The 21,508-nt window shown below is 65.0% G+C and carries 20 protein-coding genes; 8 read left to right on the top strand and 12 right to left on the bottom strand.

Annotation, left to right across the window (positions count from 1 at the left end):
* Positions 1-42: 42 nt before the first annotated feature.
* Both AB0313_RS01105 and AB0313_RS01100 read right to left on the bottom strand, forming a co-directional pair.
* On the bottom strand, positions 43-2,370 hold the full coding sequence (locus AB0313_RS01105) for a bifunctional polysaccharide deacetylase/glycosyltransferase family 2 protein (RefSeq protein ID WP_366303039.1): 2,328 nt from the start codon (positions 2,368-2,370) through the stop codon (positions 43-45).
* Between the two features lie 129 nt (positions 2,371-2,499).
* A complete protein-coding gene (locus tag AB0313_RS01100) occupies positions 2,500-2,772 on the bottom strand; it encodes a hypothetical protein (RefSeq protein WP_366303037.1) in 273 nt (90 codons plus the stop codon).
* A 676-nt stretch (positions 2,773-3,448) separates the two neighbouring features.
* Here AB0313_RS01100 and AB0313_RS01095 point away from each other — a divergent pair.
* From AB0313_RS01095 to AB0313_RS01085, 3 genes are read left to right on the top strand one after another with little or no spacing between them, the layout of a single operon-like run.
* The gene (locus AB0313_RS01095; RefSeq protein ID WP_141941422.1) at positions 3,449-4,684 is read left to right on the top strand and encodes a type III polyketide synthase; all 1,236 of its coding nucleotides are present in this window, start codon (positions 3,449-3,451) and stop codon (positions 4,682-4,684) included.
* A gap of 16 nt (positions 4,685-4,700) precedes the next feature.
* Positions 4,701-5,396 (top strand): class I SAM-dependent methyltransferase, encoded by a 696-nt coding sequence (locus AB0313_RS01090; RefSeq protein ID WP_366303247.1) that lies wholly within the window; start codon positions 4,701-4,703, stop codon positions 5,394-5,396.
* Position 5,397: 1 nt separating this feature from the next.
* Positions 5,398-6,573 carry an NAD(P)/FAD-dependent oxidoreductase gene (locus tag AB0313_RS01085; protein WP_366303035.1) on the top strand — a complete coding sequence of 392 codons (1,176 nt, stop codon included), beginning with the start codon at positions 5,398-5,400 and terminating at the stop codon, positions 6,571-6,573.
* Between the two features lie 6 nt (positions 6,574-6,579).
* Here AB0313_RS01085 and AB0313_RS01080 read toward each other — a convergent pair whose 3' ends face one another.
* The gene (locus AB0313_RS01080; RefSeq protein ID WP_307305499.1) at positions 6,580-6,993 is read right to left on the bottom strand and encodes a nuclear transport factor 2 family protein; all 414 of its coding nucleotides are present in this window, start codon (positions 6,991-6,993) and stop codon (positions 6,580-6,582) included.
* Positions 6,994-7,047: 54 nt separating this feature from the next.
* Between AB0313_RS01080 and AB0313_RS01075 the strand changes: the two genes are divergently transcribed.
* From AB0313_RS01075 to AB0313_RS01055, 5 genes are all read left to right on the top strand, one after another.
* Positions 7,048-7,728 carry a peptide deformylase gene (locus AB0313_RS01075; protein WP_307305502.1) on the top strand — a complete coding sequence of 227 codons (681 nt, stop codon included), beginning with the start codon at positions 7,048-7,050 and terminating at the stop codon, positions 7,726-7,728.
* A 66-nt stretch (positions 7,729-7,794) separates the two neighbouring features.
* Positions 7,795-8,676, top strand: coding sequence for a putative RNA methyltransferase (locus AB0313_RS01070; protein WP_307305505.1), 882 nt, complete (start codon positions 7,795-7,797; stop codon positions 8,674-8,676).
* 129 nt (positions 8,677-8,805) lie between these two features.
* Positions 8,806-9,279: an NfeD family protein gene (locus AB0313_RS01065; protein ID WP_141941407.1), complete on the top strand. Its 474-nt coding sequence runs from the start codon at positions 8,806-8,808 to the stop codon at positions 9,277-9,279.
* Positions 9,280-9,301: 22 nt separating this feature from the next.
* Positions 9,302-10,261 (top strand): SPFH domain-containing protein, encoded by a 960-nt coding sequence (locus tag AB0313_RS01060; protein ID WP_307305510.1) that lies wholly within the window; start codon positions 9,302-9,304, stop codon positions 10,259-10,261.
* Positions 10,262-10,499: 238 nt separating this feature from the next.
* Positions 10,500-10,847 (top strand): RNA polymerase-binding protein RbpA, encoded by a 348-nt coding sequence (locus tag AB0313_RS01055; RefSeq protein WP_026266052.1) that lies wholly within the window; start codon positions 10,500-10,502, stop codon positions 10,845-10,847.
* A 104-nt stretch (positions 10,848-10,951) separates the two neighbouring features.
* Here AB0313_RS01055 and AB0313_RS01050 read toward each other — a convergent pair whose 3' ends face one another.
* The 9 genes from AB0313_RS01050 to AB0313_RS01010 form a co-directional block, all read right to left on the bottom strand.
* Positions 10,952-11,695, bottom strand: a complete 744-nt coding sequence (locus AB0313_RS01050; protein ID WP_141941403.1) for a polyprenol monophosphomannose synthase — start codon at positions 11,693-11,695, stop codon at positions 10,952-10,954.
* A 95-nt stretch (positions 11,696-11,790) separates the two neighbouring features.
* Positions 11,791-13,440 carry an amidohydrolase family protein gene (locus AB0313_RS01045; RefSeq protein WP_366303031.1) on the bottom strand — a complete coding sequence of 550 codons (1,650 nt, stop codon included), beginning with the start codon at positions 13,438-13,440 and terminating at the stop codon, positions 11,791-11,793.
* 60 nt (positions 13,441-13,500) lie between these two features.
* Positions 13,501-16,422: a DEAD/DEAH box helicase gene (locus tag AB0313_RS01040; RefSeq protein WP_141941397.1), complete on the bottom strand. Its 2,922-nt coding sequence runs from the start codon at positions 16,420-16,422 to the stop codon at positions 13,501-13,503.
* Positions 16,423-16,442: 20 nt separating this feature from the next.
* A complete protein-coding gene (gene tatC, locus AB0313_RS01035; RefSeq protein WP_141941395.1) occupies positions 16,443-17,237 on the bottom strand; it encodes a twin-arginine translocase subunit TatC in 795 nt (264 codons plus the stop codon).
* Positions 17,238-17,285: 48 nt separating this feature from the next.
* Positions 17,286-17,558, bottom strand: coding sequence for a Sec-independent protein translocase subunit TatA (gene tatA / locus AB0313_RS01030; RefSeq protein ID WP_141941393.1), 273 nt, complete (start codon positions 17,556-17,558; stop codon positions 17,286-17,288).
* 32 nt (positions 17,559-17,590) lie between these two features.
* Complete coding sequence (locus AB0313_RS01025) at positions 17,591-17,938, bottom strand: hypothetical protein (protein ID WP_366303028.1); 348 nt, start codon at positions 17,936-17,938, stop codon at positions 17,591-17,593.
* 10 nt (positions 17,939-17,948) lie between these two features.
* On the bottom strand, positions 17,949-19,934 hold the full coding sequence (locus tag AB0313_RS01020; RefSeq protein ID WP_366303245.1) for a WYL domain-containing protein: 1,986 nt from the start codon (positions 19,932-19,934) through the stop codon (positions 17,949-17,951).
* 102 nt (positions 19,935-20,036) lie between these two features.
* On the bottom strand, positions 20,037-20,432 hold the full coding sequence (locus tag AB0313_RS01015; RefSeq protein ID WP_141941388.1) for an FKBP-type peptidyl-prolyl cis-trans isomerase: 396 nt from the start codon (positions 20,430-20,432) through the stop codon (positions 20,037-20,039).
* 62 nt (positions 20,433-20,494) lie between these two features.
* Entirely contained in the window at positions 20,495-21,481 is a 987-nt protein-coding gene (locus tag AB0313_RS01010; protein WP_141941386.1) for an FKBP-type peptidyl-prolyl cis-trans isomerase, read from the bottom strand.
* Between the last annotated feature and the right edge of the window lie 27 nt (positions 21,482-21,508).

Raw genomic sequence — 21,508 nt, 5'->3', positions numbered from 1 at the left:
GCTCCCCACCGCTTTAGACGCGTATTTTGCAGCGCTGACATGTCACACGGAGGTGGGGGAGAGTGGGTGGTTGTCGGCAATGGAGGATGGCAGTACGGCGCTGTTGGTCCGCTGGGGTTTGTACCAGCCGACGGCGGATCCCCTCAGTGCCCTCAGGGCTGCGCCGAATACGACGTATGCGCGCAGGGGTTCGTAGATGAGCCGGTAGATCGGCACTATGAGCAGATGCGAGGGACTCTCATGCACCATCAGGACCGCGACCACGGAGATCACCATATGAGTTGCCATGACGAAGGCGGAAAACAGCGCGATCGCCTGCCATTCGCCGCGTGCAAGGCTCAGTACGGCTACGCCCACGGTCAGCGGCATGAAGATGAGCGGAACCAGGACCGAGATCAGTGCGTAGGGCATGGTGAGCAATCCCAGCGCACCGAACTTGGGGTTGAAGAGCATGGAGCGGTGTTTGTAGAGGGTCTGGATGTTGCCGTAGGTCCATCTCAACCGCTGCTTGAACAGCCCCCGAATCGTCAGCGGCGCCTCCGTCCATGCCACGGCGTTGTTCTCCTGCACGATGCTGTAGCCCAGTTGCTGCAGGGACAGCGTCAAGTCCGCATCTTCCGCCAATGTTGCATCGGAGTATCCACCGGCTTTGACCAGCGCCTCCCTGCGCCATGCTGCGCATGCTCCCGGCACGATGGAGATGGCACCCATCAGGCCTTCTGCCATCCTGGTGACGCAGATGCCTGAGAGATACTCCAGGCTCTGCCACGCCGCCACGAGGTTACGCCGGTTGCCTACCTTTACGTGACCGGCCACGGCGCCTATCTCCTTGGTCCCCGAAGGTGCCACAAAATGGCGGGCCAGCATCCTGACGGTGCGCGGTTCAAACAATGTGTCGCCATCCAAAGTCACGATGACTTCCCCCTTCGACTGCGCTATGCCGTAGTTGCTTGCCGCGGGTTTGCCCGAGTTGGCCTGCGTGTAGACGCGGAGCTGCGGCCACTTCTCTGCGTAGCTGCTGAGGACCTCAAGGGTGCCGTCTGTGGATCCGTCATCTACCGCCACCACTTCGAAGTGCGCATAGTCGCTGGCCCTGAGTGCATCCAGGGTCTTGCGGACGACCGGTTCCTCGTTGAAGACCGGGAGGACAACACTGACAAATGGCCAGTCCGTGGAGCCGGGCGGGTCCCACTTCCTTTTCCTTTGCTTGAAATTGCTGATGAGGGCCAGCAGCACGAAAAGGAATGTCAGGATGGTCAGTGACCCAACGCCAAACCAGAACAACCAGGTCAGTACCACGTTCGGCGTTACCAGGTAGGCAGTAAGAGCGCCGAAGGTCAGGCTGTCCTGGAAGCCGGGTGTGACGCTGTGCTGGGGGACAAAGGCAGCTGGCAGCATGGGCTCCAGGGTGGTAAACCGGTACCCTTGGGCTTTGGCCTTGGGAATGAATTTCTTCAACATTTCAATTGTCGCTGTCCTGTCCCCGCCGCCGTCATGGACCAGCATGACGTGGCCAAGTCCATCCAGTTCCGGGGCAGGAATCGGGGTTCCCGGCTTGTACTCCCAGTCCCGGGTATCCAGGTCCATGTTGACGTCCAGATACCCCAGTTGCTGTGACTGAAGCAGGGCGAGGGTGTTGTTCTCAGGGTTTCCGGTTGGGATCCGGAACAGCCTGGAGGCGTAGTTGTCAACAGCCCGCAGCACACGGTCCTCGCCGATGATCTCTTGCCGGTTGAAGGCGTCGTCATGCGCCCAGAAGTCGATATGACTCATGGTGTGGTTGCCCACCATGTGGCCTTCCCGGATCATGCGGCGGATGATATCGGGACTTTCGACGACATTTTGACCGACGACAAAGAAGGTGGCGGGCACTCCTTCATGCGATAGGAGGTCCAGGATTTCCGGGCTGAATCGAGTATCCGGTCCGTCGTCGAAGGTGAGCATGAGCGTGCGGTCGGGAGGCAGGCCATAGGCTTCGAGGGCGTACGGTTTGTTTCCTATGGTCGCGGCTTCCTCTGCTGTTGCCTCCCGCCATACTTGGTTGCTGAAGGGATCCTTCAGGTAATCGATGCCGTCGCGCCGCTCCACGAGCGCAATGCGGTGGAAGATCTCATTGCCCTGGTCGTACCCGACCCGGGGGATGTCTTTCAGGTCCTGTTGCGCAAGCAGTTGACGGGGATAGTCCGGGGTCTGGTTCAATGGGGCATGCTGAAGCGGCGCGGTAACTGCCGGCAGCACCACCCCGAGAACCAGCCCCAGGGCCAGCGTTGAGGCCAGGAAAGCATTCAGGATCCTGTGCCAGCGGGTGCCGGTGACATCGAAGAACACTGGTGGCTGCACAGCTGGTAAGTGAGGTGAGAGGTTCGACATTGGGCCTCTTCCTACAAATGGGAACTGCATTGGAGTCGCCCGTGAGGGCTGGCCGGAGACACGAGAATAGGTTTCAGCGTTCGGGCCCATCACGCGTAACGCGTACCTCAATGAAGAGTTAGGTATTACCTACCTATGCGAGGGGGCAGGTCCCATGGCCCCAAAGCGCGAGGGAAGGGGTACGTCTTCCTGGCTGTTCACTGCCTGTTGGCCGCTGCACCTGCGAACCAGCCAACTCGCTTCCCACCGCAGGTGGTAGCAGGAGTCTTCGTCCCATTCCACGAGGACGTCCGTCACCGTGTAGGCCACGGCATTGCCCACACAGGACCGGACCTTGACCGGTGCCGGGCGCAACAGCAGGACGGGTCGTCCGGGGGCATGCTTCAGGGCTTGGTCGCGCATTAGCGAGCGGCATCCCTCACAGGTGGAACCGGGATGGGTGCAGTTTACGGGGCGGAGGACTTCACGCATGGGGCGTCCTTGGAGCTAAAGGGAGATCCGGGCGCCGCCGCCGTCTGCATGAACAAAAGAAAGGCCGGAAAGGCTATTTCAATGCGCGCCCGCAGCAGAACCGGCTGGCCTGCCGCCGTGTCCAAAAGAGTAGGACGTCCACCGGCAGCGCGCATGGGTGTGAGCTACCCAACTTCCGGGCCATGCCCCCCGTTTCCGCCAGATAGGGGGAGGGGGATGCAGTAAGGTCACAGCAGGGCCAAGGCCAGCCCACTCGGACCGGAGGCGCAGTGAACAAAGCCCTGTGGATTTGCAGCCTCGTAGGAGCTGCCTTGGGAATCAGCCTGGGGCTGGCCATCTTCCAATCACCATTCTGGGGATGCGCGCTGGGTCTTGGACTCGGATCGGTGGTGGGCGCCTCAATCCGGCGTCGCCATTGAGGGGTACCGGAGGACCGCACGGTCCAGGTCTGCGTTAGTTGACATAATGTAGATTATCGGCGCTTTAGTGAAGGCCGGAGCAGTGGGGTTGAAAGCCTGCTCCCGGGCCTTGCAGGACGAGCCCAACCGGGCCTGGTCAAACGCCTTCAGCCATTGTCTTTCTTCAGGCGCCCGTCAAGAATGAACCAATGACGGTCTACGTGCGTTCACTCGAAACTGCAGTTCCGACGACAAAGCTGATCCAGTCCGAAGCCCGCGATGTTTTTGCGGCGCAGCCCGGCCTGTCACGCCTGGGCTCACGACTGGTCAGCACCTGCTTTGACAGCGCAGCGATCGAGACCCGGTACACTGCCGTCCAGGAACTGACCAATACGAGCCGCTCTGAGAATCCGCAGTTCTACGACCAGGAATCCGGGCTGCTGCTCAATCCCAGCACGAAGGTCCGCAACGACATCTTTGCGCGCGAAGCCACCAAACTGTTCGTGGAGGCATCCCGCGCTGCGCTGCAGGCCGCGCCCGAATTCGATCTACTTGACATAACTCATCTGGTGACGGTGTCCTGCACTGGTTTCTTCAATCCGGGCCCGGACTACAAAGTGGTTCGCGAACTCGGCCTCAACCCTGCCGTCCAGCGCTACCACCTGGGGTTCATGGGCTGTTACGCGGCCTTTCCCGCACTCCGCGCCGCCAAGCTCTTCTGCGAGGCGGACCCGAACGCCGTCGTCCTGGTCGTCTGTGCGGAACTGTGCTCCCTCCATGTCCGCACCTCCAATGATCCGGACACCATCATGGGGTCCGCCCTGTTCGCCGATGGCGCCGCGGCCGCCGTCGTGACGGCACGGCCGGACGTGGCGGAGACCGCCCTGATGAAGCTGGACCACTTCGAAACAGTCCTCACACCGGTCGGTGAGGACTCCATGGCATGGAACATCGGCGACCACGGCTTTGAAATGGTGCTCGGCAATTACGTGCCCCACATTATCGACGACCACATTGTCGGGGCCCTGCAGCCTCTTCTCGCGAGGGAACCGGAACTGGCGGCGCTCCCCTACGCTGCCATCACCCACTGGGCCATCCACCCCGGCGGCCGCAGCATCCTGGACAAAGTGCAGTCCCGGCTCGACCTGAGCGATATCCAGCTGGTTCCTGCACGGGAGACGCTTCGGAACTACGGCAACATGAGCAGCGCCACCGTGCTGTTCGTCCTCAAGCACATCCTGGAACAACCGATGGAGGACGGGCAGCCGCATGGGGACGGGCGCATCTGTTCCATGGCCTTTGGTCCGGGCCTGACCGTGGAGACGGGCTTGTTCACCAAGCTTCGCCAACCCACCGCCGGTGCCCAAAGCCCAGGCCAGGAGGACACCGCCGAAAACGTGGAACTTCTCCCCGGCCGGGCACCCGCGGAAGCCACGCTTGCCTGAGCGGGATGCGGCAGCAATGGGCGTCCTGCTCCGCCGACGCGCTGCCGCGGAAACCGAGCAGATGGACCGCCCCGACTGCGACCCCCGGCTTCTGGACAACACGTACCGGCAGTTCATGGTGATCAACCGCGTGCTGTCGGGCTGGCGGCAACTGTATGCCAGGGAGCTGCGGACCATCCAAAAGGCTGACCAAAGCCCGGTGACCGTCCTGGATGTCGGATCCGGGGGCGGTGACCTTCCGGTCATGCTGGCCCGCTGGGCCGCCAGGGACGGCAAACCTCTGCACATCACCGGCATCGACCCCGATCCGCGGGCAGCCGCCTTTGCCAGGCGACGGCCGTCCACCCCGGGTGTCGAATTCCGCCAGGCGCACAGCACCGACCTCGTGGAGGAAGGTGCTACGTTCGACGTCGTGATCTCGAACCACGTGCTGCACCACCTGGCACCGGATGAGCTTCGCCAGCTGTTGGCGGATTCGGAAGTCCTGGCCGTCCGGAAGGCGCTGCACAACGACCTGGTCCGGAGCCCGGCGGCGTTCGCCCTCTTCAGTGTGGCCGCGCTGCCCTTCCGGCGCTCCTTCATCCGCCAGGATGGGCTCACGTCCATCCGCCGGAGCTACCGGCCTGGTGAGCTGGCCGCCGCCGCTCCCCCGGGCTGGTCCGTTGGGAAGTCCGCGGCCTTTCACCAGGTCCTGTCCTTCCGCCGGGACTGACATGGATGCGGATGTCCTGATTGCGGGCGCTGGGCCGGTGGGCCTGTACCTGGCTGCTGCACTCCTCCAGGAAGGCGTGGCGGTGAGGATCTTCGAACAGCGGCAGGCCAGGAACCGGCATACGCGGGCCATCGGCATCCACCCGCCTTCGCTCCACGCGCTGGCCGGGGTGGGAGTGGCAGGCGACATGGTGCGGGGAGGTGTCCGCATCAGGGCCGGGATGGCCGTCAGCGGCGGGAGAACCGTTGGGACCATGGCGTTCGATTCCGTATCACCGGAATATCCGTTCGTGTTGGCACTGCCGCAGTTCCGGACTGAACAGCTCCTGGAAGACCGCGTCAACGCCCTGGATCCCCGTGCGATCGTCAGGGGTGCGGACGTCACCAGCGTCAAGGACGACGGCGGCAAGGTCACCCTGGGCGTTGCGGACGGAGCAGGTGACTGGGCTGGAGCCGCGCACGGCAGTGTCACCGCCACCGGTGCGTTGCTCGTCGCTGCCGACGGCGCCCGGTCCCGTCTGCGCGCCGCGCTCGGCGTGCCGGTGGTCCGCCGCATGTATCCGGATCATTACCTCATGGGGGATTTCGACGACGGCACGGACTTCGGGGACAACGCGGTCCTGTTCCTCGAACCTGAGGGAATCGTGGAGTCCTTTCCGTTGCCAGGCGGGGTCCGACGCTGGGTGGTGCGGCTGGGCCGTCCGGCTCCACCGGCGGCCTGTCCCGCCGAACTGGCCCGGTTGGTGCGATCCCGCACCGGATACCTGCCCGACGCGGGCACAAATTCCATGCTGAGCGCCTTCAGCGTCCGCTCCACCCTCGCCAGCCGCACTGTCGCCGGGAGGTGCGTGCTGTTGGGCGATGCCGCCCACGAAATCAGCCCCATCGGTGGCCAGGGCATGAACCTTGGCTGGCTGGATGCCCGTGAACTGGTGCCCTTGATCCGCGCAGCCCTGGCAGGAAAACCGACTGGACGGCAGCTCCGGGACTACGAAAAGAGCCGACATGGGGCCGCGGTCCGTGCGCGCCGGCAGGCGGAGATCAACATGATGCTGGGCAGGCCGCTGCCCGCGCCGCTCCTCAGGGTCCGGACCGAAGCCATCGGAGCCGCCGCAGCGATTCCGGCAGTGAACCGGTGGACTGCAAGGCGCTTCACGATGCACGGGGATCAGGCCTAGGCGTGGCTACCGGAAATAGCAGTCGTAGCTGTCCTGGGTCGCGATGACGCCGTCGAGGACTTCAAATACGGAGGACGTCCTGGCGCGGATGGTCTCACCCCGGTCCCAGTAGCGCAGGTCCATCAGCACAGTGGCCGACCAGTCAGCCTCGACTACTACCCGGCCCCCTTCACAGGTGGTCCGTTGGATGGTGAACCGCTGGTCCTTCACCACCTCGTGGCTTTGGTCCGCGCCTGCCAGCACCTCCGCCAGACCCCGGACGGAACCCTCCGGTGCCAGCAGGTGCGGGGCCTCCGTCAGGACGAAGGAACTGGAAAGGAACGGCCGGATGTCGTCAGCTCCGCCCCCCGCTTCAAGGACGCGGATGAATTTCAGCACGTGAGCAAGCGGGGCTGCGGGTGGGAGGAGATCGTGGACCATGCAGTAGACCCTAGCCGAAGGCGCCCTAGCGGCATTCGACAGTAGGCTGTCACCATGACCCAGGTTGTTCCCGAAACCACCGCCACTGCCGGCGACATCCGTGCAATGGTGGAGCGGATCCTGTCCGGCGCCGCCCTTCCCCCGATTGTCCAGGCGGGCCACCCGGCGCTGCGCCACCGCGCTGCCAAGTTCGATGGCCAGTTGTCCCCGGACCAGCTGGACCGCCTGATCCAGACCATGCGCGAGGTTATGCATGAGGCGCCGGGGGTGGGCCTTGCCGCCCCGCAGTTGGGCATCCCCCTGCAGCTGGCCGTCCTGGAGGACCAGTTTGATGTTGACCCCGATGCCGCGGCGGTGCGGAGCCGGAACCCGCTGGAGTTCCTGGCCGTCCTCAATCCGAGGTACACGCCGGTGGGAACGGGACTCGCGTCGTTCTACGAGGGGTGCCTGTCGCTAAGCGGGCTCCAGGCCGTGGTTGCCCGCCCGGACGCCGTGCTGTTGGAGTATTCTGCGCCGGACGGCACGCCCGTGCGGCGTGAGTTTTCCGGATGGCAGGCGCGTATCGTGCAGCACGAAACGGACCACCTGAACGGCATCCTGTACATAGACCGCGCCCAGCTGCGGTCGCTGAGCAGCAACGCGGAATACGCGGCACATTGGGCCGAGGCAGGCATCGGCAAGGCCCGGGAAGGCCTTGGTTTCGACGCCGGGCCTGCCGGCATCCCGCTGCCCTGACCCAACGTGCGTCCCGGCACAGTCACAGGCGGGACGCCAGGGACTGGCCGCCCTAAGATGGTGCCCATGCCTTCCCCGGATCTGCTCCTCCTCTGTCCTGTCTGCTCACACCCGCTGAAGCAGCTGGCAGGGGGCGCCGGGCGCCAGTCCCGCCTTACCTGCCCCAACGGCCACGCCTTTGACGCCGCCCGGCAGGGCTACTTCAACCTCCTTGTGGGAAAAGGTTCGCCCTTCGAACCGGACAGCGCCGCGATGGTGGCATCCCGCTTCGACTTCCTGGGGAACGGCTACTACCGCCCGCTGGCTCAGGCCCTGGCTGCCGCCGTCGTTCCTCATCTCCCGGAGGAAGGAGCGGTGGTGCTGGACTCCGGAACGGGGACCGGGCACTATCTGCGGGAGATCCTTGATGCGGCGGCTGGACAGGGGCGGAAGGCTGCCGCGGCAGGCCTGGACATCTCCAAGTTCGCTCTGCGCCGTGCCGCGCGGCTAAACCCGGAGGCGGTGAACCTGGTCTGGGACATCTGGAAGCCGTTTCCGGTGGCCGGCAACTCGGTGGACGCAGTCACAGTTGTCTTTGCTCCCCGCAACCCCGCTGAATTTTCCCGGATCCTGCGTCCCACGGGCCTCCTGGCAGTGGTAACCCCGCGGGGCGGACACCTCGGGGAAATCGCGGCCGTGACCGGAATGCTGGGTATCGAAGAGGGGAAGGACGAGCGCCTCGCCGAACAGATGGCCGGGCACTTCGTGGCAGACAGCAGCCGCGACGTCGACATCGCGCTGGACCTGTCCCGCCACGCCGCCGCGGACCTCGCGTTCATGGGTCCCGCCGGCCACCACGTGGACCGCGACCGCATAGCGGAACGGCTGGAAGACGTTCCGGAGCCAGTGAAGGCAACGGCGAAGTTCAGGCTCTCCGTATTCCGTCCCAGGACCGGAAACCCCCAATAACGACTTGGCTACTATCCCCCGCCGGCTGCGGGGAAGCGGCCCACTCCCCCACCCCCCGGACTAGGATGAAAAGACAGTTACCGGCGGATTCGCGGCTGCGGCTCCCCCGTGACGAAGGGGGAAACAGGGATGTTTGAATGGCTTGGCGAAAACTGGTGGGCGCTCTGGCTCACGGCTTTCCTGGCGTTTGCGGTGGTCGAGATGATCACCCTTGACCTGTTCTTCATCATGCTTGGCGGCGGTTCGCTTGCCGCACTGGTCGCCGACTTCGCCGGCGCGGAGCCCTGGCTCCAGGTGGTCGTCTTCTGCATCGTTTCACTGCTTATGGTTGCCTTCGTCCGGCCTCTGGCGCTCTCCCACCTGAAGAAAGGCCCGTCCGACCAGCGGACCAATGTGGACCGGCTGATCGGTGAGCCGGCGTTGGTGATGGAGGCCGTGACCTCCGACGGCGGCCTTGTGAAAATCGGCGGAGACATCTGGAGTGCCCGCTCCGCAGCGGGAGTGCTTCCCGCTGGCCAGAAAGTGGTCGTTTCAGCCATCGACGGCGCAACAGCAGTAGTTTCGGTACCGCCGACGGCGGCTGCCGGTCCAGATACAGCCTGACAATTGGGGAACAAGGAGTTGTATGGAAAACGCAGGCGGAACCGCATTGGCCATTGTGCTGGTGGTCCTGATCGTCTTTGTCATCATAGTTTTGGTCCGGTCTGTCCGGATCATCCCGCAGGCGCGTGCCGGCGTGGTGGAACGGCTCGGCAAGTACCAGCGGACGCTCAACCCCGGCCTGACCATTCTGATTCCGTTCGTGGACCGGCTCCTGCCGCTCCTGGACCTCCGGGAGCAGGTGGTGTCCTTTCCGCCGCAGCCTGTCATCACGGAGGACAACCTGGTGGTCTCCATCGACACCGTAGTGTACTTCCAGGTTACCGATCCGCGGGCCGCCACCTATGAGATCGCCAACTACATCCAGGCCGTGGAGCAGCTCACTACCACCACGCTGCGCAACGTGGTGGGCGGACTCAACCTGGAAGAAGCCCTCACCTCGCGGGACCAGATCAACGGACAGCTCCGTGGCGTCCTGGACGAGGCCACCGGCCGCTGGGGCATCCGCGTCTCACGGGTGGAACTGAAGGCCATCGATCCGCCGCACTCCATCCAGGATTCGATGGAGAAACAGATGCGCGCCGAGCGCGACCGACGCGCGGCCATCCTCACGGCTGAGGGGACCAAACAATCAGCCATCCTGACTGCGGAAGGCCAGCGGCAGGCCGCCATCCTTAGGGCCGAAGGCGAGGCCAAGGCGGCCATCCTCCGTGCCGACGGCGAATCCCAAGCCATCCAGAAGGTCTTTGACGCCATCCACAAGGGCAATCCGGACCAGAAGCTGCTGGCCTACCAATACCTCCAGACGCTGCCCAAACTGGCAGAGGGGTCGGCCAACAAGCTGTGGATCATTCCAAGTGAAGTCGGGGAAGCCCTGAAGGGAATCGGCAACGCCCTCGGGGGCACCACTGCGGACTCCCCGGAGGCCGGCGGTAAGGAGGGCACGCGGTTCCAGCCGGGACCCGCCGCGCCCAGCCAGCCTTAGCAACTTAGAGAAGGAGAGGGTTCCGCGGCGTCCGCGGAACCCTCCTTTTTTGGTCCAGACGGGATAGCACCCATATAATTGGGTATTTGTCCGGCAGGAGAATACCAGCTGGAACAACCAAGCTTCGCAATGCGTTGAATCCTATGATGCAGCACAGTGCACACAGTAGTCCGGCAGTGCCATGGCGCGGCCGGCTGGCGTGGAGATTTCATCCGCGAACCGACCAGAGGGAGAAAAGATGAGCGATCGCAGCCTGCGGGGCATGCGCCTTGGCGCGCAGAGCATGGAGACCGAGTCCGGAGTTGAGCCGGCTCCGCGCCAACGGGTCGAATACCGCTGCGCGGATGGCGAGCAGGTCTTTGTCACGTTCTCCTCCGAGGCGGAAATTCCTCCCGTGTGGGTCTCCAAGACCGGCAAGGAAGCGCTCCTGGTAGATGGCGAAAAGCCGGACACCAGCAATGACAAGGCAGTCCGTACCCACTGGGACATGCTGCTGGAACGCCGCTCCCTGCCCGAACTTGAGCAGATCCTTGAAGACCGCCTGACCATCCTGCGCGAACGCCGCGGAGAGCGCCGCTCGGCATAGGTCCACAGCGTATGAAAAAGGGGGCGCCCCCGCACTTTCGTGCGGGGGCGCCCCCTTCTTCTTTCTCCTGCGGAGGGCCGGACTTACCGGCCCCCCGCGGAGTGTTACGCCTGCTTGTTCTTCAGTTTGCCGGCCAGGGTGTTCCACCGCGCACCCAGGCCCCATTTGGTGACGTTGATCATGGCTTCCACCACGATGTTGCCGCTCATCTTCGACGCTCCCAGTTCACGCTCGACGAAGGTGATGGGACGTTCCTCGATGCGCAGTCCGAGTTTGGCCACGCGCCATGCCAGGTCCACCTGGAAGCCGTAGCCCACCGAGTCCACCTGGTCCAGGTTGAGCTTTTCCAGCGTGGTCCTGCGGAACGCACGGTAACCGCCGGTGACGTCCTTGATGGGCAGGCCCAGCATCAGGCGGGCGTAGGTGCTGCCCACCCGTGAAATTGCCTGCCGGTACAGCGGCCAGTTGACCACGCTGCCGCCGGGAACCCAGCGTGAGCCCATGGCCAGGTCGGCGCCCTGGTCCACCGCTTCGAGCAGCTGGGGAAGCTGCTCGGGCTGGTGTGAGCCGTCCGCGTCCATCTCTACCAGGACGTCGTAGCCGGCGTCCAGGCCCCACTTGAAACCGGCGATGTAGGCGGCGCCCAGTCCTTCCTTGCCCTTGCGGTGCAGGACGTGGACCTGGGAGTCCTCGGCCGCGAAGCCGTCGGCAAGCTGGCCGGTGCCGTCAGGGCTGTTGTCATCGACCACCAGGACGTCCGACGCCGGAACGGCCTTCCGAAGGCGCTGGAGCGTCTTGGGCAGCGACTCCAGTTCGTTGTAGGTGGGAATGATCGTAAGGACGCGCACAAAGGGCCTTTCCTGGTGGAATTGGTCGGTGCACCGCAGGCCGGGCTTGCCGGCCCCGGGCGCAACTCCCCATTATAGGGCGGACGGTTGACCGGTCAGGAACGCAAAGCCGGGCTGGCGAAGAGTTCCGCCCCGTTTTTGACAGTTTGCAGGCATACAGGATCGGAGCCTGTGTCCAGGGCCGGGAGCAAAGGCGTCCTGGCCCGGGGGTCGGTGCTCCACGACTGGACGCGCCCATCAGCCACCTGGACCATCAGTTCCTCCACGTCCCACACGGCAAAGCTTGCCGGGGCGCCTGGCACAAGCTGCCCCGCCATGGGATTCGGGTGCCGGGCCGCCCTCCAACCAGCGCGGGTGTGGCCAAGGAAGGCTGCCCGCGCGGAGATCCGTTCCCCAGGGTTGTGATGTTCCACGCACGCCCGCACGCTGGCCCACGGGCGCAGAGGGGTAACCGGACTGTCGCTGCCAAAGCAGACGGGAACCCCTGCAGAGTAGAAAGCGGCAAACGGATTCATCGAGCCGCCCCGCTCCCCCAGCCTGCGCCCGTACAGACCGCCCGGTCCGCCCCAGGCGGCATCGAACGCCGGCTGTGCGCTGACGGTCACGGAGTAGTGCGCCAACCTCGCCACAGCGGCGGCGTCCGCCATCTCCACGTGCTCAAACCGGTGGCCTGCGGCGCGCACCCGCTGCTCCCCCACTTCCTTGGCGGCCAGGTCCAGCGCTTCCAGCGCCGCGTCCAGCCCTGCGTCGCCGATCACATGGAAACCACCCTGAATCCCGGCCAGCGAGCAGGCCGCCAGGTGGGCCGCCGCCTGCTCGACCCCAAGGTACAGCGAGCCGCGTTCCCCGGCTGCGTCACTGTAGTCGCTGCGAAGTGCGGCAGTGCGGGAACCCAGTGACCCGTCAATGTTCAGGTCGCCGGCCAGCCCACGAAGGCCTGGGGGGAACTGCGCCACCAGCGCGCGGGCCTGTTCCTCGGACGACACCAGGCCACCCCAGTAGGGCATGACTTCCGGGAACTGTGGCCCGCCCCGTTCGTCGAGGTTCCATCCGGCGGCCATCCTGAGGTCATCGGTCCCGCCGATGTGGGGCGCGCCCATCTCCGCTACGGCGACGTACCCGTTGGCGGCAGCTTCGCCAAGGGCACGGGCCTGGTGGCGCTTCAGGGCCTCCTGGGGCATCTGCCGTGTTGCCAGCCGGGCTGCTTCGTGGGCTGCCCGCGTAACCCAGGCGCCGCCGTCGTACCCGTCTTTATTCCGGAGGGCGGCGGACTCTGCCATGGACGTGGAAACCAGTGCGGAATGCACGTCGACGCGCGACAGGTACACCGGCCTGCCCCTGGACGCCCGTTCGAGTTCTTCGGCGCTGGGGAGGGCGGGATCGGACCAGGCTGACTCGTCCCAGCCGTGGCCGAGGACCGGCCCTTCTCCAGGGGCCCCGGCGACTGCGTCCAGCACCGCCCGGGCAGAGGTGGCTGCCCCAAGCTGCAGCGACTCCAGCGCGATGCCGGTTTCCGTCAGGTGCACGTGAGAGTCAACGAAGCCCGGCGCAACCAGGGCGCCGCGGAGGTCGATGATCTCCATGGAGCTGTCGGCAATGGACGACGCCGCCTGCTCCGAGCCCACCCATGCAACGGTGTCGCCGTCCACCAGCATGGCGGTTGCGAACGGGTCTGCGGCGGTATAGACGGACCCGTTCCGGTACAGCACCGGGGCGGGGCGGGAAGTGGCGTCGGAAGGGGGCATGGGGGCGGGACTCCTGGGATGAGTGCAGGCGGCGTCAACCGGCAAGGGATAGAAGCGGGGTTAGAGAACGGAAGAGTAAGCCACGACGCCGCGGCGGATGAGGTTGATGGCTTCGGCGCACAGCCGCGCCAGGCGCGGTTCCAGGCCCGGGATCTTGGCGAGCTGGTCCAGGAGGTCAACCACCTGCTTGACCCAGCGGACAAAGTCCCCCGCGGCAAGGTCGGTGCCGCTGAGGACATCCTGCAGGTGCCGGCCGCGGGCCCACTTGTACAGTGGCCACACGAGGCCCAGTTCGGGCTCACCGGTCAATGGAAGCTTGTTTTCCTCTTCCACGTCCTCAAGGACTGACCACTCCCTGACCACGATGTCCACCGAGGTCTCCAGGGAGACGCTCGGCATGCGCGGCCGCAGGCCCCGGTCCTCGCGTTTGGCCTGGTAGACCAGCACGCTGGCCAGGGCAGCAACTTCGGCGGCGTCCAGGTCATCGAACGCGCCCAGGCGCAGTGACTGGGAGATCAGCAGGTCCTTCTCGCCGTAGATCCTGCGCAACCGCTGGCCATCCGCGCTGATCTTCAGGGCGCCGTCGCCGGTGTCCTCAAGGTAGCCATAGGCGGAAAGGACGTCACACACCCGGTCGAAGGTCTTGGCGATCGTGTTGGTGCGGCCCTGGATTTGGCGGACCAGGCCGTCCGTTTCACGCCGCAGCTTCCACCAGCGTTCCGACCACCGAGCGTGGTCTTCCCGTTCGCTGCAGCCGTGGCAGGGGTGTGCCTTGAGGGCCCGGCGCAGATCGGCGATGCGCCTCTCCTGGTTGGGAAATGCGGCGCCGCGGCCGAAATCGTGGTTGCGGTTCTGCCCGGGAGCAGGTGGCCGGTTCTCGCGCAGGGCGTTCCGTGCGCTGGAGGCAAGGTCCCGCCGGGACTTGGGCACCTTGGCATTGAAGGATTTGGGAATGCGGATCCGGGTAACCGGCGCGATGGGTCCTTCCAGGTCGTCGGTTCCTATCCGGCGCAGCTGGTTGTCCAGGGTGAGCACGGCAGGCCGGGGTTCGCGGCTGCTGTGGTCAGAGCTGAGGACGACGGCGGGCCCCGGGGCACGCCCGCCGGGAACGTTGACCACGTCCCCGGGCAGGAGGCGCGCGAGGGAGTCGTCACTGAGTGACTTCTGGACCCGCGACTTGGTCCGGGAGGTGGCACTCTCGGCATCGGAGAGTTCCCGGCGCAGCCGGGCATACTCCGTGAAGTCGCCAAGGTGGCAGGTCATGGACTTGGCGTAGCCCGCAAGGGATTCCTCCCGGCTCCGCACCTGCCTGGCCAGCCCAACCACCGACCGGTCGGCCTGGAACTGGGCAAAGGACGATTCCAGGATTTCCCGGGCCCTGGCACGCCCAAACTGCGCCAGGAGGTTGATGCTCATGTTGTAGGTGGGCCGGAAACTGGAGTTCAGCGGATACGTTCGCCGCGACGCCAGGCCTGCCACCGCTGTGGGGTCCGTGCCCGGCTGCCACAGCACCACTGCGTGCCCTTCAACATCAATGCCGCGCCGGCCGGCCCTGCCCGTCAGCTGGGTGTACTCCCCCGCGGTGATGTCGACGTGGGCTTCGCCGTTGAACTTGTCCAGCTTCTCCAGCACCACGGAACGGGCCGGCATGTTCACGCCCAGCGCCAAGGTCTCCGTGGCGAACACCGCCTTGACCAGGCCGTCGGCGAAGAGTTTTTCCACCACTTCCTTGAAGGTGGGCAGCATGCCGGCGTGGTGTGCAGCGAAGCCGCGAAGCAGTCCGTCGCGCCAGGTCCAGAAACCCAGGACGTCGAGGTCGTCTGGTGGAATGTCCTGGCCGGCCTCGTCAACGCGCTGGGCGATAATCCGCTGTTCTTTTTCCGTGGTAAGCCACAAGCCGGATCCCACACATTGCGCGACGGCCGCCTCACACCCTGCGCGCGAGAAGATGAAGGTGATGGCCGGCAGCAGGTCCATCCGGTCCAGGCTTGCGATTACCTGCGGTCGGCTGGCGGGGCGTACCCCCGTTGGTTCGCTCCTGCCCGGGCGGTCGTAAGCGCCACGGCCACGCTGGCCGCGGCGGCCAGCGCCGGGCCGGCTGCGGAAACTCTGCTGGCTCTCACTGCGTGCCACCGTCAGCAGGTCCGGGTTGACGTCGAAGCCCCGTCCCTTCGCGGTATCCCGGGTCTTGGCAGCCGGCACCGGCTGCTGGTCCCCGTCCTCAACCGGCGGGGCGATTTCGTCGAAGGTGGTTTCCCCGGCGAACAGGTCCATGATTTGCCGGCCCACCATGACGTGCTGCCACAGCGGCACCGGACGGTGTTCGGAAACAATGATGTCCGTGTCCCCGCGGACGGTATCGAGCCAAGCGCCGAACTCTTCGGCATTCGAAACGGTTGCGCTGAGCGAAGCGACCTGGACCTCGCTGGGTAGGTGGATGATGACTTCCTCCCAGACTGCACCACGGAACCGGTCGGCAAGGTAATGGACCTCGTCCATGACCACGTAGCCAAGGTCGTCGAGGGTGGCTGAGTCCGCGTACAGCATGTTCCGCAGGACTTCCGTGGTCATGACCACCACCTGCGCGTCCCCGTTGATACTGGTGTCGCCAGTGAGGAGGCCCACGTTGTCCGCACCGTACTTTTCGGTGAGTTCGGTGAACTTCTGGTTGCTGAGGGCCTTGATGGGGGTGGTGTAGAACGCCTTCAGCCCACGCTGAAGGGCCAGGTAGATGGCGAACTCCCCCACGATGGTTTTGCCGGCGCCCGTGGGGGCCGCCACCAGGACCCCCCTGCCCTCCTGCAGGGAGCGGCAGGCCTGCCGCTGGAAGTCGTCAAGTTCGAAGGCCAGGGTGCGGGTAAAGGCTCCAAGATACGTGGCGGCCTCGGCCCTGCGTTCCGCGCTGGCGCGGTATCTCTCAGCCGGCGAGAGTTCTTCAGGATCGATGGGCCCGGTGGAGAAGGGTCCGGTGGTGGAGGACATACCCCAAGCCTAGCGGCAGGCTAGAGCTTCTTAAGCTCGCTGCTTGGGGTGGCGATGTCCGCCGTTGCCTCGGTTTCCTCGACCTGCTTGGCCTGGCGGCGATCGCGGCGCCTGTCGTTCAGGATGCAGATGCCAATAGCTGCAAAGAACAGGGCCAGCAGTGGACCGGCCAGCATGAACATCGATATGGCATCCGCGCCGGGCGCGGCCATGGCCGCGAGGACAAACACCAGGAAGACGGTGATGCGCCAGGCCTTGAGGATGGTCCGGCCTGAAATAAGGCCTGCCATGTTGATGCCCACGAGCACCACGGGTACCAGGAACGCCAAGCCGAGCATCAGCACCATGCGGGTCACGAACTCGATGTAGGTCCTGGCATCGATGACGCTGGAAGACCCCTGGGGGGTGAACTGTGTCAGCGCGTGGACAACCTGCGGAACCACCAGCCAGCCCACCCAAATCCCGGCGAGGAACAGCGGGATGGCAGCAGCCATGTAGCCCAGGGTGTAGCGCCGCTCCTTGGATGTCAGGCCCGGCGTGATGAACGCCCAGAGCTGGTAGATCCAGATGGGGCTCGAGATGACGGCACCGATGAGGAGCGACATCTGGAGCTTGAAATCGAAGGGTGAGGCAATGGTCCCGAAGTTGATGGCGGCAAGTCCGCCGGTCTCATTGGAAATACGGTTGACCGGCTCGGCCAGGGCCTTCAGCAGCGGATCGTAAAGTATCCAGCCCCCAATACCGCCAATGACGACGCCGATAGCCGACTTGATCAGCCGGTTTTTCAGCTCCTTGAGGTGCTCCCAAAGCGACATCCGCCCCTCAGGATTGGCTTTGCGGGCCCGAGACAGTGCCACGGTAGGTCAGGCGCGGGTTGAAGGCGGAACGTCAGTGCCGTCTGTCGGCTCTCCGGGCTTCGCCTTGGGGTGGTTCACAATGGTTCCTTCCACGGGACCGGAGGGGTCGGTGGAGTCGGCCTTGCCGTCGTTCTTCATTTCCTTGACCTCGGACCTGATGATCCGCATGGACTGTCCCAGGCTGCGGGCCATGGCCGGAAGCTTGGGGGCTGCGAAGAGAAGCAAAGCAACGATGATGATGATTACGATTGGCCAGGGGCCATCAAAGAGTCTTCCCACGGGAAATCCTTTCCTCTAACTACATCCTACTTCTATGTGAAGTCGAGATCTCCGAGCGCCTGCGGCTGGCCCCGGTCCTTTTTGCGCTGCACTCGCCTGCGTCGGCGTTCTTCGCGCCGCGCCAGTTTGGATGCCTCGTAATCATGTCGCATGACGGCGGGCGAGGCAAAAACGGCAGAGCCCGGGCGCGGCCCCTCCGCTTCACCTGGCGCCTCCTGCACCTCGGGTGGGTTCAGGTGCCCCAGCTTTTCGCCCGCGGCGCCGAGATCCTTCATGGTCGCCATGAACTGCCGGAACAGACGGATGCCCAGAAGGACATACAACAGCAGGGACAGTGCGACGAGCGCCACCCATATGAGAATCCAGGACCACCAAGGCATGCTGAGAAGTCTATCCGGCGTATCTGTCCAGTGATGCCGCCAGCCACTCCCGGGCAGCCGTGGCCAGGTCGGCGGGCGCCAGGATCCGGGCGGTACCGCCGTGCTGGGCCACGAACATGGGCAGCCACGCCGTGTTGCCGAAGCGGATCTCTGCCACCATCCCGCCGTCGGGAAGCTCTGCCGTGCGTTCGGCGTAGTAGTCGTCCGCAAGCCCCCTCCCCTGGCGGGTGAGCTGGACGGTGACGGTGGTGTCGTCGTCGTTGGGCGTGAAGAGCTTGGCCGGGACGCCTCCCTCGGCTGCTCCTGTCTTGCTGGCATGTGCGCCGTTCGGGTGGATGTCCTGTATCCGGTCCAGACGGAAGTTCCGGAGTCCCTGCACGAGGTGGCACCACGCTTCGAAGTACCAGGTGTTGTCCAGCGAGTACAGGCGCAGCGGGTCGACGTCGCGTTCACTGACCGCGTCCCGCTGGGGTGACAGGTAGGCCAGGTGGAGCTGGGAGCGCGACTCGATGGCCTGCCGGACCGTGGCGTGGATGCCTGCGTCGGCGGGAGCCACCTGGGGGCCGGCAATGGAGGCCGCACGGAGCCCTTCTTCTCCTGCGGCTGCCAGGAGTTTCAAAGTGACCGATTCCAGGGCGCCGCCGCCGGGCAGGTCGGGCAGGCCATTGAGGGTTTCAAGTCCTGTGAGCAGAGCGCATGCTTCCTCGATGGTGAACCGGACAGGCCTCTTGAGGTCGAGGTCCTGGGTGATGAAGACGTGGTCGTCCTCCCATTGGATGTCGAGCAGGTCATCCGGATACCCCTCCGGCAACCCGGAGCAAATGAGGATCCGAAGGTCCGCCTCAAGTTCTCCGCGGGTGACGCCAAAGTGGTTGGCCACGTCCTGGATGTGGAGGCCCTGGTTGTGGACCAGGAATGGGACCAGCTGCAGCATGCGCTTGAGCTGGTCCTCCGAGGTTCCTTTCGGGGCAGGGCGCGGTCTGCGGCCCCCAAAAGTGTAGGCAGGTGGGACCGAGTCGCTGAAGTCAGCCGCGGCCTGAAGGCGGCGCTGGACGGAGCGGGACAGCTCAGCGGGTTCAACTGCCAGGGCCTCCGGCCCGTATGAGGCCAGCTCCTCGGCCAGGACTTCAAGGTCCCGGTACTCGAGGACAAGCCGGTCATATCCGTCTACGGGTGGAGCGGATGTCTGCTGCCGGCTCTCCGCGACCGCACGGCGGCGCAGGGCGAGGAGGTGTCCTTTCCGGACGTCCACTTCGGCTGTGCGCAGCGGCAACTCAGGGAGCCGGTCCAGCTCTGCGCGGATGTTGAAATCAGCCGGCGGTGTGTAGTGCTCCCGGGCGACGGTCGTCACAGCACTGGTGAGGCGGGACAGGCGGAACTGCCGTGCTGCCTTCCGGGCGCGGTCGTACCCCATGAGGTACCACTGGCCGAATCGGCTGCCAAGGCCCCACGGCTCAACAGTCCGCTCTTCCTCTTTGCCCGTGCTGGACGCAAGATACGTGAACGAAACGGGATGCCGGGCGTGCATCGCTGCGACGATGTCATCGAAGGCCTGGCCGGCCGGCTTGATCCGTGGCTGGACACCGGCAGGAAGTTCAACCTTGGCCAGCCGCCCGGACGCCTGCAGCTTGCGCAGTGCGCTTTGGGCTGCGGTCCCCAAGGCAGCCCGCTCCCAAAGCTGGGACGCCAGCAGGAGCACCGTCCATTCTTCGGGTGCGAGCTGGACGTCAGGGAGCCGGTTCGATTCCTTGCCTATCCTGTACCGGGTAGTGGCGGGATCGTCCTCGCTCCACCCAAGGTCAGTCAGGGTCTCGACGTCGAAGCCCATCGCCCGCAGGTCATTCTTGTCCCGTTCGAACATCCGCCCGAAAGCGACATCGTTGCCGGAGGTGTCGTGGTAGATCTTTTCACGCAACTCGCTGCGGCGGAGCCCGTAGCGGGTGTTGAGCAGAGCAATGAGCAGGTTCAGGAGGCGTTCGGTGCGGGATACGGACACCTTGGTTACGTTACTAAACCCGCCCGCTGAAAGCAGAAAGCGCGGCTGCACGGAGGGCAATCCTCCATGCAGCCGCGCTGTTTGCTGCGTCCCGGGGCCGGATCAGCGGACGGCGACGAGGTCCACGACAAAGATGAGGGCTTCGTTGGGGGCAATCGCTCCTCCGGCACCGCGCGAGCCGTAGGCCAGCTCTGACGGGATCTCCAGGCGGCGGCGGCCCCCGACCTTCATGCCCAGCAGGCCCTGGTCCCAGCCCTGGATAACCTGGCCCACGCCAACGCGGAAGTCCAGCGGAGTGCCGCGGCCCCATGACGCGTCGAACTCTTCCCCGGTGGACCAGGCGACGCCGACGTAATGGGTGGAGACGGTGTCCCCGGCTTTGGCTTCGCGTCCCGTTCCCTCAATGAGGTCGGTGATGACGAGTTCCGTAGGGACGTCGCCTTCGGGGAAATCGATCTCGGGCTTCTGGCGGTCGAATTCCCGCTGTCCAAACGACATGCTTGCTCCTATGCGTGAGAGTGATGGGTGCCGCGAAGGCCGCGGCGTCCCTGTAAGTCTTGCTACTTGACCCCGAGGATGTCCACTACGAAGACAAGGTCGCCCTTTGCCTGGCCCTGGCCGGCGTCGCCGTAGGCAAGGTCTTTGGGTATCACCAGCAGGACGCGGGAACCTACAGTCTTGCCGGTGAGGCCCTGCGTCCAGCCCTTGATGACACCGGAGAGGGGGAAGGTGGCAGGCTGGCCCCGGTCAAAGCTGGAGTCGAACTTGGTGCCGTCGGCCAGGTTGACCCCAACGTAGTTGACCGTCAGGGTGTCGCTTTCCTTGACCGCGGCGCCGGTGCCCTTGATCAGGTCCTGGGAGACCAGCGATGTGGGGGCGGGCGCGCCTGCAACATTGATCTGCGGTACGCCGTCCTTATCCGTCACAGTCGGAAGCCCGGCCGGCGGGGTCACCGTTTCACCCTGGGGCTTGTCGAGGACGGGGGTAGCGTCGGCAGCAGACACTACTTTGATGATCAGCAGCTGGGTGGGCTGGGCCGCGGCACTGGGGCTCGGGCTCGCGCTGTCAGAGGGGCTTGCACCATCGGAGGGGCTGGGGCTCGCGGAGGGAGAGCTCTGCTGTCCGGGGACGGCCAGCGCCAGGCTGGACCCTACCTTGGCACCTACGAACGCGTTGTAGATGACGGCGCTGCTGGTCTTCAGCTGATCGTTCAGCTCCAGGCTTTCCGGCTCATTGGGAAAAGTATCCTCAAGCTGCGAGCCGTCCGTGCCGTTCAGGGCCAGGATCGAAATCTTGGCTACCTGGTTTGCCTTGATGGTGTCACCGCTGCCTTCGGACACCACCTTGATAGTGGGCTGGGTGACGGTCAGCGGCTTGTCGAAGTCCACACCCGGGGCCTTCTTGTCCCCGTTGTCGGTCAGTTTGAGGGAGTCGAACTTTGCAGTCTCCCCGGCGGACTGGCTGCTGGGCTCTGGCTGCGAAGATGTGCCTCCGCAGGCGGTCAGGAGCAGCAGGCCGGGAAGGAGGATTGCTAGTAGTCGGCGCACGTAGGAAAACTTTCGTCGGGGCAGGGT

The organism is Pseudarthrobacter sp. NPDC080039, from assembly GCF_040702335.1.
GTDB classification, from domain to species: Bacteria; Actinomycetota; Actinomycetes; order Actinomycetales; family Micrococcaceae; genus Arthrobacter; species Arthrobacter enclensis_A.
The sequence above is the reverse complement of the archived record's forward strand: the minus strand, read 5'-3'. Positions and strand labels throughout refer to the sequence as shown.

Coding starts and splice junctions, on each gene's coding strand:
- AB0313_RS01105 (WP_366303039.1), bottom strand. CDS start 2,370: ATGTCGAACCTCTCACCTCACTTACCAGCTGTGCAGCCACCAGTGTTC.
- AB0313_RS01100 (WP_366303037.1), bottom strand. CDS start 2,772: ATGCGCGACCAAGCCCTGAAGCATGCCCCCGGACGACCCGTCCTGCTG.
- AB0313_RS01095 (WP_141941422.1), top strand. CDS start 3,449: ATGACGGTCTACGTGCGTTCACTCGAAACTGCAGTTCCGACGACAAAG.
- AB0313_RS01090 (WP_366303247.1), top strand. CDS start 4,701: ATGGGCGTCCTGCTCCGCCGACGCGCTGCCGCGGAAACCGAGCAGATG.
- AB0313_RS01085 (WP_366303035.1), top strand. CDS start 5,398: ATGGATGCGGATGTCCTGATTGCGGGCGCTGGGCCGGTGGGCCTGTAC.
- AB0313_RS01080 (WP_307305499.1), bottom strand. CDS start 6,993: ATGGTCCACGATCTCCTCCCACCCGCAGCCCCGCTTGCTCACGTGCTG.
- AB0313_RS01075 (WP_307305502.1), top strand. CDS start 7,048: ATGACCCAGGTTGTTCCCGAAACCACCGCCACTGCCGGCGACATCCGT.
- AB0313_RS01070 (WP_307305505.1), top strand. CDS start 7,795: ATGCCTTCCCCGGATCTGCTCCTCCTCTGTCCTGTCTGCTCACACCCG.
- AB0313_RS01065 (WP_141941407.1), top strand. CDS start 8,806: ATGTTTGAATGGCTTGGCGAAAACTGGTGGGCGCTCTGGCTCACGGCT.
- AB0313_RS01060 (WP_307305510.1), top strand. CDS start 9,302: ATGGAAAACGCAGGCGGAACCGCATTGGCCATTGTGCTGGTGGTCCTG.
- AB0313_RS01055 (WP_026266052.1), top strand. CDS start 10,500: ATGAGCGATCGCAGCCTGCGGGGCATGCGCCTTGGCGCGCAGAGCATG.
- AB0313_RS01045 (WP_366303031.1), bottom strand. CDS start 13,440: ATGCCCCCTTCCGACGCCACTTCCCGCCCCGCCCCGGTGCTGTACCGG.
- AB0313_RS01040 (WP_141941397.1), bottom strand. CDS start 16,422: ATGTCCTCCACCACCGGACCCTTCTCCACCGGGCCCATCGATCCTGAA.
- tatC (WP_141941395.1), bottom strand. CDS start 17,237: ATGTCGCTTTGGGAGCACCTCAAGGAGCTGAAAAACCGGCTGATCAAG.
- AB0313_RS01025 (WP_366303028.1), bottom strand. CDS start 17,938: ATGCCTTGGTGGTCCTGGATTCTCATATGGGTGGCGCTCGTCGCACTG.
- AB0313_RS01015 (WP_141941388.1), bottom strand. CDS start 20,432: ATGTCGTTTGGACAGCGGGAATTCGACCGCCAGAAGCCCGAGATCGAT.